At 75.4% G+C, this 12,375-nt stretch carries 3 protein-coding genes; 2 read left to right on the top strand and 1 reads right to left on the bottom strand.

The annotated features are described in order from the left end of the window. Positions 1-28 precede the first annotated feature (28 nt). Together ACFY2L_RS35380 and ACFY2L_RS35375 are read left to right on the top strand one after the other, a co-directional pair. Complete coding sequence (locus ACFY2L_RS35380; RefSeq protein WP_390824381.1) at positions 29-10,423, top strand: SDR family NAD(P)-dependent oxidoreductase; 10,395 nt, start codon at positions 29-31, stop codon at positions 10,421-10,423. An 82-nt stretch (positions 10,424-10,505) separates the two neighbouring features. Continuing rightward, on the top strand, positions 10,506-11,552 hold the full coding sequence (locus ACFY2L_RS35375) for a ketoacyl-ACP synthase III family protein (protein ID WP_390662558.1): 1,047 nt from the start codon (positions 10,506-10,508) through the stop codon (positions 11,550-11,552). Positions 11,553-11,607: 55 nt separating this feature from the next. On the opposite strand, the gene ACFY2L_RS35370 is transcribed toward ACFY2L_RS35375, so the two are convergent. After that, positions 11,608-12,375, bottom strand: coding sequence for an ABC transporter permease (locus ACFY2L_RS35370; protein ID WP_390662557.1), 768 nt, complete (start codon positions 12,373-12,375; stop codon positions 11,608-11,610).

Here is a 12,375-nt window from a genome sequence, read left to right as displayed (position 1 = left end):
CGGCTTTTTCGCGAGGAAGTGGAGCACGATGGCGAGCAATGAAGAGAAGCTGCGGGACTACCTGAAAAGGGTGACGGCGGACCTCCGCCAGACCCGCAAGCGTCTTCACGACATCGAGACGAGCCGCCAGGAGCCCGTCGCGATCGTCGGTCTCGGCTGCCGCTTTCCCGGCGGTGCGGACACGCCCGAGGAGTTCTGGCGGCTGCTCACCGAGGGCCGCGACACCGTCGCCGACTTCCCCGCCGACCGCGGCTGGGACCTCGACGGTGTCCTCGACGCGGCGGGCGGCGTCGGCACCACGTACGCCCGCCAGGGAGCGTTCCTCTACGACGCACCGCTGTTCGACTCCACGTTCTTCGACATATCGCCCCGCGAGGCCACGACCATGGACCCCCAGCAGCGGCTGCTGCTGGAGACCTCCTGGGAGGCACTGGAACGTGCGGGCATCGACCCGGGCGCGCTGCGCGGCAGCCGTACCGGCGTGTTCACCGGCACCAACGGCCAGGACTACCTCGCGCTCATGCTCGACCGGCCCGAGGAGTCCGACGGCCATCTGACCACCGGCATCACCGCGTCGGTGCTGTCGGGGCGGGTGTCGTACGTGCTGGGCCTGGAAGGCCCCGCGGTGACGGTGGACACCGCCTGCTCGTCGTCGCTGGTTGCTCTGCATCTGGCGGTGCAGGCGTTGCGGGCGGGTGAGTGTGATCTGGCGTTGGCGGGTGGGGTGACGGTGATGTCGACGCCGGGTGCCTTTGTGGAGTTCTCGCGGCAGCGGGGGCTTGCGGTGGACGGGCGGTGCAAGGCGTTCGCGGAGGGTGCCGACGGCACGGGATGGGGTGAGGGCGTTGGTGTGGTTGTGGTGGAGCGGCTGTCGGATGCGCGGCGCAACGGGCACCGGGTACTGGCGGTGGTGCGGGGCAGCGCGGTCAACCAGGACGGTGCGTCGAACGGTCTGACGGCACCGAACGGTCCTTCGCAGCAGCGGGTGATCCGGGCCGCGCTGGCGGCCGGTGGTCTGGTGCCGAGCGATGTCGACGCGGTGGAGGCGCACGGCACGGGTACGGCGCTGGGTGATCCGATCGAGGCGCAGGCACTGCTGGCCACCTACGGCCAGGATCGTGAGCGGCCGTTGTGGCTGGGGTCGGTGAAGTCGAACATCGGGCACACCCAGGCCGCCGCCGGCGTCGCCGGTGTGATCAAGATGGTGCTGGCCATACACCACGGCCTGCTCCCGCGCACCCTGCACGCCGGCGAGCCCACCACCCGCGTGGACTGGACGGCCGGTGCCGTCGGGCTGGTGCAGGAGAACACCGACTGGCCGCGGCAGGCGGACCGTCCGCGCCGGGCGGGGGTGTCCGCCTTCGGCGTCTCCGGCACCAATGCCCACGTCGTGCTGGAACAGGCCCCGGACGAGCCCGGCGCGGATCCCGGCACGCCCGGGCCCGTGCCGCAGGCCCTGCGTCTGCCGTCCGGGGCGGTGCCCTGGAGGGTCACCGGCCGTACCCCCGCCGCCCTGCGCGACCAGGCCCGGCGGCTCGCCGACTTCGTACGGTCCCGCCCGGCGACGGACCCGGCGCGCACCGCCGCCGCGCTGCTGACCACCCGGTCCGTGTTCGAGGAACGCGCCGTGGTGCTCGGCACCGACCGCGACGAACTGGTGCGCGGCCTGGACGCCCTGGCCGCCGGCCACGCCCGGCCCGGCCTGGTCACCGGCTCGGCCTCGGGAAGCGGCCGGACCGCCTTCCTCTTCGCCGGACAGGGCTCCCAGCGCCTCGGCATGGGACGGGAACTGCACGAGACCTTCGAGGTGTTCGCGGACGCCTTCGACGAGGTGTGCGCCCAGGTCGACTCCACCCTCGAACGCCCCTTGCAGGACGTGGTGTTCGGCACGGACGCCGATCTGCTGAACCGCACGGGGTACGCGCAGCCCGCGCTGTTCGCCCTGGAAGTCGCCCTGTTCCGGCTCGCCGAGTCCTTCGGCGTACGTCCCGACGTACTTCTCGGGCACTCCGTCGGCGAGTTGGCGGCCGCGTACGTGGCGGGGGTCTGGTCCCTCGCCGACGCCTGCCGGCTGGTGGTGGCCCGCGGCCGGCTGATGCAGGCGCTCCCCGAGGGCGGTGCCATGCTCTCCCTCCAGCTCCCCGAGGCCGAGGTGCTGCCCCTGCTGGAGGGACGCACCGACCGGGTCGGTGTCGCCGCCGTCAACGCGCCCCGCGCCACGGTGATCGCCGGCGTCGCCGCCGACGTCGAGGAGATCGCGGAACAGGCCAGGGCGAACGGCCACCGCGCCACCGCCCTCCGGGTGAGCCACGCCTTCCACTCGCCGCTGATGGAACCGATGCTGCGCGACTTCCGGCGGATCGCCGAGTCGCTGGAGTTCCACCCGCCGCGCCTGACCATCGTGTCCGACCTCACCGGCCGCCCGGCCGACCCCGACCACCTGGCCGACCCCGGCTACTGGGTGCGGCACGTCCGGCACGCGGTCCGCTTCTCCGACGGCGTCCGTACCCTGGCCGGCCTCGGCGTCACCCGCTGCCTGGAACTCGGCCCCGACGGCACCCTGTCCGCCCTCGCGGCGCAGAGCCTGCCGGCCCAGGACGAGGTGCTGGCCGTTCCGGCCCTGCACAAGGACCAGCCAGGACCCCGTGCCTTCGAGACCGCCCTCGCCGCCCTGCACACCCGCGGCGCCGCCGTCGACTGGACCGGCCTCCTCACGGGCACGGGCACGGGCACGAGTACTCCCGCGGGCACGGACACCCCCGCCCCACCGCCGGAAGCCCTGCCCACCTACGCCTTCCAGCGGCGTCGCGCCTGGCTGCCCGCCACGGCGTCCGGCGCCGCCGGGATCCGAGCCGCGGGCCTCGGGGCCGCGCGGCACCCGCTGCTCGGCGCCACCGTCGAACTCGCCGGTGCCGGTGGCGTCCTGCTCACCGGCCGGCTGTCCGTGCGCTCGCACTCCTGGCTCGCCGACCGCGAGGTGGCGGGCAACGCGCTGCTGCCCGAGTCCGTCCTCGTCGAACTGGCCGTACGGGCGGGCGACGAGGCCGGCTGCACCGCCCTGGAGACGCTGACCCTCCGTGAGCCGCTCCCGCTGCCCCCACGGGGCGGGGTGCGGATGCAGATCCTGGTCGGAGCCGCCGACGACACGGGACGGCGCACGGTGACGGTCCACTCCCGCCCGGACGACGACGGCGACCAGCCCTGGCGCTGCCACGCCGAGGGCATCCTCTCCACCACCACCGGCCAGCCCCCCTCGGACCCGCCGGAGACCGGCCTCTGGCCCCCCGAGCAGGCCGAACCCGTCGACGTGGACGACCTGTACGACCTGCTGGCCGTGCGCGGCCACTCCCGCGGCCCGGCCTTCCGCGCGGTACGCGCCCTGTGGCGCCGCGGCGGTGAGCTCTTCGCCGAGCTCGCCGTCCCGGAGGAGCCGCGCGAGGGAAGCGCCGCCGCCTTCGGCCTGCATCCCGTGCTGCTCGACGCCGCGCTCCAGACCGTCCTGTGGGCCGCGCCCGAGGCGGGCGAGGGCCGTGTCGCACTGCCGCAGGACTGGCACGGCGTGACCGTGCACGCGACCGGAGCGGGCGCCGCCCGGCTGCGGGTCACGGGCGCGGGCACCGACCGCGTCTCGCTCACCCTGGCGGACACCCACGGGCTGCCGCTGGCCACCGTCGACTCCGTCTCCCTGACCTTCTCCGCCGTCTCCGCGCCGGCCGCCGACCGGCGGGCCGACGGACTGTACGTGCTGGAGTGGGCGCCGGTGGCCGGTCAGGCCGCCGACGCGGGACCCGCGGCGGGCGAGGGCGGCGACTGGGCGGTGCTCGCCCCGCAGGGCGCTGCCCTCGCCGCCCGCCTCGCCGAGCAGGGCGTCCCCGTGCAAGTCCACCACGACCTCGCCGCGCTGCGGGCCGCCCTGGACGAGGGCACGCCGGCGCCCACGACCGTGCTGCTGCCGGTGGCCTCCGCCGACCACCCCGGCGACGGTCCGGGCCTCGCCGCCGCGGCCCAGGACGCCACCGCGGCCGTCCTGGCCGTCCTCCAGCAGTGGCTGGCCGACGAGCGGCTCGACGGATCCCGTCTGGTGGTGCTCACCCGCCACGCCGTGGCGGCCGCACCGGAGGACCGCGTATCCGACCTCGTCCACGCCCCTCTCTGGGGGCTCGTGCGCACGGCTCAGTCGGAGCACCCCGGCCGCTTCCTGCTCGTCGACCGTGACACGCCCGACTCCCCGCCCCTGTCCGCCCTCCAGGGCGAGGAACCCCAACTAGCCGTCCGCGGCGGTGTGTTGCTGGCGCCCAGGGCCGTCCGCGCGCCGCGTCCCGCCGAAGGAACACCGCCGGCGTTCGGACCCGAAGGGACCGTGCTGATCACCGGCGGCACCGGCGGGCTGGGCGCCCTGACCGCCCGGCATCTGGTGGCCGAGCACGGCGTACGGCGGCTGCTGCTGGTCAGCCGGTCCGGGCCCCGGGCCGCGGGCGCGGCCGGGCTGCGCGACGCACTGACCGGGCTCGGCGCCGAGGTGACGGTCGAGGCGTGCGACGTCTCCGACCGCGCGGCGCTGGCCGCCCTCCTCGCCGCCGTCCCGGCCGAGCACCCGGTCACCGCGGTGGTGCACACCGCCGGTGTGCTCGACGACTGCCTGCTCACCTCGCTCACGCCCGAGCGCCTGGCCACCGTCTTCGACGCCAAGGCCACCGCCGCCGCCCACCTGCACGAGCTGACCCGGCACCAGAACCTCTCCGCGTTCGTGGTGTTCTCGTCGGCGGCCGGCCTGCTCGGCAATCCCGGCCAGGCCACCTACGCGGCCGCCAACACCTTCCTCGACGCCCTCGCCCAGCACCGCCGCGCGGCAGGACTGCCGACGACCTCACTCGCGTGGGGGCCGTGGGAGCGCTTCGGCGGCATGACGGCCGCCCTGGACCCCGCCCACACGGCCAGAACGGCCGCCCAGGGCGTCATCCCCCTCTCCGCCGAGCGGGGTCTGTCCCTGTTCGACGCCGGTACCGCCGCCGACCGGGCGCTGCTGCTCGCCATGCGGCTCGACCAGCGCGCCCTGCGCTCGCGCGCCGAAGCCGGTGAACTGCCCCCGCTGCTGCGCGGACTGCTGCGCGTCACCGTCCGGCGCGGCGCGGCGGGCGCGACCGGCGAGGGCGGCGGATTCGCCCGGCGGCTCGCCTCCCTGCCCCGGGCCCGGCGGCACCGCGCGCTGGCCGAGCTCGTCACCGGACAGGTCGCCGCGATCCTCGGTTACGACAGCGCCGACCTCGTCGGCTCCGACAAACCGTTCAAGGAACTCGGCTTCGACTCGCTCGCCGCCGTGAACCTGCGCAACCGGCTCGGGCAGGAGACCGGACTGCGTCTGCCCGCCACCCTCGTCTACGACCACCCCACCTCCGGCGCCCTGATCCGGCACCTGGCCACGGAACTGGGCCTGGACGGGGAGCGGACCGAGGACGAGGACACCCCCGACCGCCTCGACACCGGCCGACCCGACGACGACCCCGTGGTGATCGTCGGCATGGGCTGCCGTTTCCCCGGCGGGGCCGACTCGCCCGAGGCGCTGTGGCGCCTGGTCGCCGCGGGAGCCGAGGGACTGGGCCCGTTTCCCGCCGACCGCGGCTGGGACCTCGACGCGCTGTACCACCCGGACTCCGACCGCCCCGGCACCACCTACGTCCGCGAAGCCGGATTCCTCTACGACGCGGGCGAGTTCGACGCCGGGCTCTTCGGTGTCTCGCCCCGTGAGGCGCTCACCATGGACCCGCAGCAGCGACTGCTGCTGGAGACCTCCTGGGAGGTGTTCGAACGGGCCGGGATCGCCCCCACCTCCCTCAAGGGCAGCCGCACCGGCGTGTTCGCGGGCGTGACCTATCACGACTACGCGTCCGGGATGCAGATGGGGACGGCCGGCAACGTGGCCGCGGGCCGGGTGTCGTACGCCTTCGGTCTCGAAGGCCCCTCGGTGGCCGTGGACACGGCCTGCTCGTCCTCCCTGGTCGCCCTGCACCTGGCGGCGCAGGCCCTGCGCGCCGGGGAGTGCGACCTGGCGCTCGCCGGCGGTGTGGCGGTCATGTCGCAGCCGGACCCCTACCTGGCCTTCAGCCGGGAGCGCACCCTGGCCGCCGACGGCCGGTGCAAGCCGTTCTCGGCCGACGCCGACGGCACCAACTGGGCCGAGGGCGTCGGCCTGCTGCTCCTGGAGCGGCTCTCCGACGCCCGGCGGCGCGGCCACACCGTCCTCGCCCGGATCGCGGGCAGCGGCATCAACCAGGACGGTGCCTCCAACGGCCTGACCGCCCCCAGCGGACCCGCCCAACAGCGCCTGATCCGCCAGGTGCTGCGCTCCGCCGGACTCGCCGCCGCCGACGTGGACGCCGTCGAGGCCCATGGCACGGGCACCCCGCTCGGCGACCCGATCGAGGCACAGGCGGTCCTCGCCACGTACGGGCAGGACCGTGCGCGGCCGCTGTGGCTGGGCTCGATGAAGGCCAACATCGGACACACCCAGGCGGCCTCCGGCGCCGGCGGGGTCATCAAGATGATCATGGCGATGCGGTACGGCGTCCTGCCCCGCACCCCGCACACCGACCCGCCCTCCCCGCACGTCGACTGGTCCGCCGGCGCGGTGGAGCTGCTGCGCGAGGACGTGCCCTGGCCGCCCGGCGACCGCCCGCGCCGGGCCGGCGTGTCCTCCTTCGGCATCAGCGGCACCAACGCCCACGTGATCATCGAAGAGCCGCCCCGGGACGGGGAAGACGCCATCGGCGCCACCGGCACCCCCGCCGACGCCCGGACCGCCGACGACGCCCCGGCCGGGACTCCGCAGCCGCCCGGCGGCATGCCGCTGCCGCTCTCCGCGCGCAGTGCCGAGGCACTGCGCGGCCAGGCGGCCCGCCTGCACGCGTTCCTGACGGACGAACCCGCGACGCGGCTGGCGGACGTGGCCCTGTCGCTCGCCACCACCCGCTCCGCCCTCGAACACCGCGCGGTGCTCACCGTCCCCGACCACGACACGGCGCTGCGCACCCTGAAGGCGCTGGCGGACGGGACCGAACCCGACGCCCCCGTCGTCAGCGGCACCGCCCCGGCCGGCTCCGCACAGCCCGCCCTCGTCCTCGCCTTCCCGGCCGCCGACGCCCGGTGGACGGCGAGCACCGCACCGCTGGCCGACTCCGCCCCCGTGTTCGCCGAAGCACTGCAAGCCTGCGGACGTGCCCTGTCCGGGCTGGTCGACTGGGCCCCCGCCGACGTCCTCGCGGGACGCACCGCCCCCGACTGGCGGCACCGGCCGGAGATCGCCGGACCGCTGGGCTGGGCGGTAGCCGTCGCGGTGACCGAACTGCTGCGCTCGTACGGCATCGAGCCCGCGGCCGTGACCGGCCGGGGCGACGGCGAGATCGCGGCGGCCTGCGCCGCCGGACTGCTCCCGCTCGAAGCCGGCGCCCGGCTCGCGGTGCACCACAGCAGGACGACGGACGAGCCCGCGCCACAGGTCGGCTTCACCCCCGCCGGCACGCCGTTCTGCTCGGCCGCGACCGGCGGCTGGCTGGACGGCGAGGAGCCCGGCGCCGCCCGGTGGGCCACCGCTCTGGCGGATCCCGGCCGGCCCGGGCAGGCGCTGCGGGCGCTGCTGGACAGCGGCCACCGCACACTGGTCGTCCTCGGCGAGCCGGACGGCGACGGCCATCCCCTTCACGACGACGCCGAGCCCGACGCGTGCCCGGACCTGCTGCCGCTCACCGGCCCGGACGGGCTCGACGTCGTGACCCTCCTCGCGCAGCTGCACGTCCGGGGCGTCGACGTCCGCTGGGACACCGTGCTGGCCCCCACCGGGGCACGCCGGATCCCGCTGCCCACGTACGCCTTCCACCGCCGCCACTACTGGATGGCGGCCGCCCCGCACTCCGGCGCCGACCCGGCCACCACGGGTCCGGCGGACCGGCACCCGCTGCTGGACTCGGTCGTCGAACTGCCCGAGCCGGGCGGGCTCGTGCTGACCGGCACGCTGTCCCGCGCCGCGCAGCAGTGGCCGGCCTCCCACGCCGGGGCCGCCCCGCGGGCCGTGCCCGGCACGATGCTCGTCGAACTCGCCCTCCAGGCCGGCGAACGGGTCGGATGCGACCACGTCCTCGAACTGACCCCGGAGGAACCCCTGGTCCTGCCCGAACGGGACGAGATCCGGCTGCGGGTCACGGTCGGCGAGGCGGAGCCGTCGGGGGAACGCCCCCTGCGGGTGTACTCCCGGCGCGCGGGCGCCCTGCCCGGCACGCCCTGGACCCGCCACGCCCGGGCGGTGCTGTGCCCCGCGGACGGTCCGGCCGCCTTCGACCTGGAACTCTGGCCGCCCGCCGACGCCGAGCCCGCCGACCCGGCCGACCTGCCCGTGCCGGCCGGCGAGGGCCTGCGGGGCCTGTGGCGGCGCGGCGACGACCTGTTCGCCGAGGTCGCCCTGACCGCCGAACAGCGGCCGCAGGCCGGCTCCTACTGCCTGCACCCCGCGCTGCTGGACACCGCCCTGCGCACCCTCACCCTCACGGGGGACACCCCCGGCGCCGACGCACCGCGCCTGCCGGACACCTGGCACGGGGTGGCGCTGCACGCCGTCGGGGCCCCGTCGTTGCGGGTCCGGCTGACCCGTACCGGGACCGACACCATCGCCGTGGAGGCCGCCGACGACACAGGGCTGCCCGTCGCGTCGGTCGGCGGGATACGGCTCGGGGCAGCCGACCCGGCACGGCTCACCGGCGCCCGCACCGCACAGCACGGTCCGCTCCTGCGTCTCGCGTGGCCCGAGACCGGGTGCGCGGCGCCCGCGGAGAAGCCCCGCTGGGCACTCGTCGGACCCGATCCGCTCGGCGCTCGCGCGGCGCTGATGAAGGCGGGCGTCTACACCGAGGCCTACGACAGCCTCACCGCGCTCGCCAAGGCGCTGGACTCCGGCGCGGCCGTGCCCGAGGCGGTCCTGACCGGCTGTGTGCCCGCGCCCGGGGACGTCACCGGGGCGACCGCGGTGCGGGACGTCGCCGCGCTGGCGGGGGAGTGGCTCTCCGACGACCGGTTCGCCGACGCGCGGCTCGTCGTCCTGACCCGCGGCGCGCTCGCCGACGACGGCACCCGGGCGCCGGACCCGGCGGTCGCCGCGGTCTGGGGCCTGATCCGGTCCGCCCAGTCGGCCGACCCGGACCGGCTGGTCCTGGCCGATCTGGACGGCAGGCGCGCCTCCTGGCGCGCCCTGCCCGCGGCGTTGGCCCTCCCCGAACCCCAACTGGCGCTGGTCCAGGGCACCGTGCGCGTTCCACGACTGGCCGCCGTCCCCGCCGTCGCCGACGGGGCGGGCCTGGCGATCGACCCGCGCGGGACCGTCCTGGTCACCGGCGCCGACCGGCCGGCCGGCGCCGAGATCGCCCGGCACCTGGCGGACCGGGCAGATGTGCGCCGACTGCTGCTCGGAGCCCCGGCGAGGGGCGGGGAACTCGCCCGGCTCGCGGCGGAACTGACCGGGAGAGGAGCCGAGGTGACCGTCACCGAGTGCGACCCGGCCTCGCCGGGGGCGCCGGCCGCGCTCCTGGCCGCGGTGCCCGCCGGGCACCCGCTGACCGCGGTCGTGCACGCGGCCCAGGTGCCGCACCGCCGGGAGAGCGGCGACCCGGCGGACGCGGACGAGGAGCCGCTGGAGGCGGAGCTGAGGGCGGCCCTGCACCTCGCCGAGCTGACGGCGCCCGGCGGGTCCGGGCCCGCCGCGGTGCCCCTGGTCCTCCTCTCGTCCGCCGCCGGCACGCTGGGGGCGGCGGGACGGGGCGAGGAGGCCGCCCTGGGCGCCTTCCTCGACGCCCTGGCCCGCCGGCGCCACGCCGAGGGCCTGCCCGGGCTGTCGGTGGCCTGGGGCCCCTGGGACGGCCAGGACCGTGCCGCGGACGCCACGCCTGCGGGGATCGGCCGGCTGACCCGGACCGCGTGCCGGGACCTGTTCGACGCCGCGTGCGCGGCGCAGGCCCCCACCGCCGTCCTGCTCCGCCCCGACACCGGGACGCTCCTCGGCAGGTCGGGCGACGCGAGCCTGCCCGCGCCGCTGCGGGGCCTGGCCGGACCTCCGGCCCGGCGCCGGGCCGGCCGGCCGGGAGCCGCGGGCGCCCTCAGCCTGCTCCGGCGCCGCCTCGCCGGGCTGGCCGACGCCGAGCGCGACGCCGTCCTCCTGGACCTCGTGCGCACCGACGTGGCGGCGGTGCTCGACTACTCCTCGCCGGAAGCCGTCGAGGACACCCGTGCCTTCCGCGACATCGGCCTCAACTCGCTCACCGCCTTCGCCCTGCGCAACCGGCTGCGCGAGACCACCGGGCTCCGGCTGCCCGCCGCCCTGCTGTTCGAGGCCGACACGCCCGTACTGCTGGTGACGCGTCTCAAGGAAGAACTGCTGCGCCGATGACCCCGGCACCCTCGCCCGTGCGCGTCAGCCGCCCGGCGTCCGACACGACCCCCCTCACGACAACCAAGGAGAACAGCCACAGATGAAGACGAACGGCGTCTATGTCGACACGGTCGGGGTCTACATCCCGGAGCAGCGGGTGACCGTCGAGGAGGCCGTCGAGCAAGGCCTCTACGACGAGTTCTCCATCCAGTACGCGACCGGGCTCACCACCGCCTACATCGCGGGCGACCTGCCCGCGCTGGACATGGCCGTGCTCGCCGCCCGGAACGCGTTCCGGCGGTCCGGCAACGAAATCGACGACCTCGACTTCCATGTGCACTGCACCGCCGTCCAGCACGGCCCCGAGGGGTTCTACCCGCCCGGGTACGTGCTGCGTGAGCTCGGCGCGAGCGGAGTGGCGAGCACGGACGTGCGCCAGCACTCCAACGGCCTGCTGGCCGGCATCGAGGTCGCCGTCGGACAGCTGACGGGAGCCGCGGGCGCCGAGACCGCGCTGGTGACGGCGGCGGAGAACTTCACCAGCCCGCTGATCGACCGGTGGCGCGGCTTCGGCACCGGCTTCACCGCCAGCGACGGCGGCGCCGCCGTCCTGCTCAGCCGCGAGGGCGGGTTCGCGGCGCTGCGGGCGGTGAACTCCGGCACCATGCCGGAACTGGAGCAGTGGCACCGGGGAGAGGAGTCACTGCTGCCGTTCCGTGGGGAGGAGCGCAAGGCCTCCGGCACGCTGGACCTGCTGATGTACTTCAACCAGCACGTGATGCCGCTCGACAAGTGCATGGAGATGATCCGGGACTTCGAGCTGGACCTGGTGCACCGCTCGCTGGTGGACGCGGGGCTGAACGCGTCGGACCTGCGCTGGGTGGTCGCCGCGAACAGCGACTCCCTCATGGTCGAGCAGACGAAGATGCAGCCGCTGGGCCTGCCGATGTCGCGCTCCACCGCCCACTTCGGCAAGGAGTACGGGCACATGGGCGCCTGCGACATGGCGGTCTCCCTCAACCACCTGCTCGTCAACGGGCTGGTGTCCCCGGGCGACAACATCCTGATGACGACGTCCGCGGCCGGCTGGGTCTCCACCTCGGCCGTCCTGACCGTCCTGGAGATCCCGGACTGGGCCCGGGACTGACAGCCGAAGACCCGGCACCACGAGCACGCGGTGCCGGGTCTTTCGCCGGGTGGGACTACGCGTCCCGGTTGCGCAGCACGAGGTAGCCGCCGAGCAGCGCCGCGGCCACCCACAGCAGCATGATGACCAGACCGCCCCCCGGCCCGTAGGGCACGTCCGACCTCGGCACCACCCGTGCCATCGCCGCACCGGCCTGGTCGGGGAGGTAGTGCGCCACCTTCTTCGCGCCGGGCACCGAGGTCAGGATCTGGGTGACCAGGAAGAAGAACGGCATCAGAATGCCCATGGACAGCATGGAGCTGCGCAGCATGGTGGCCACGCCCATCGAGAACACGGCCATCAGCGTCATGTAGAGCCCCGCGCCCAGTGTCGCGCGGAGCACGTTGTGCGCGCCGATGGTGGTGCTGTGCGAGCCGAGCACCGCCTGTCCGGCGAAGAAGGTCACGAAGCTGGTGGCCATGCTGACGACGAGGGCGGCGGCCGTCGCCACCGCCATCTTGCTCACGTAGAACAGGCCGCGCCGCGGCACCGCCGCCAGCGAGTTGCGGATCGCCCCGGTGCTGTACTCGCCGCCGATCACCATGACCCCGAACGCGATCAGCGCCAGCTGGCCGAGGAGCCCGCCGGTGAAGCTGGTCCCGGCGGCGTCGAAGGCCTGCTTGTCCTGCTGCGACAGGTCGTCGTAGTTGGCGTTGGACAGCGCGCTGATCAGCGTGCCGAAGACCACGGTGACCGCGAAGGCGGCGAACAGGGTCCACCCCGTGGAGCGGACCGTGGTGAGTTTGGCCCACTCGGAGCGCAGGGTCGCGGTGGGTGCGGACAT

The sequence above is a fragment of the Streptomyces sp. NPDC001381 genome, assembly GCF_042895685.1.
In the GTDB taxonomy this organism is placed as follows: domain Bacteria; phylum Actinomycetota; class Actinomycetes; order Streptomycetales; family Streptomycetaceae; genus Streptomyces.
The sequence above is the reverse complement of the archived record's forward strand: the minus strand, read 5'-3'. Positions and strand labels throughout refer to the sequence as shown.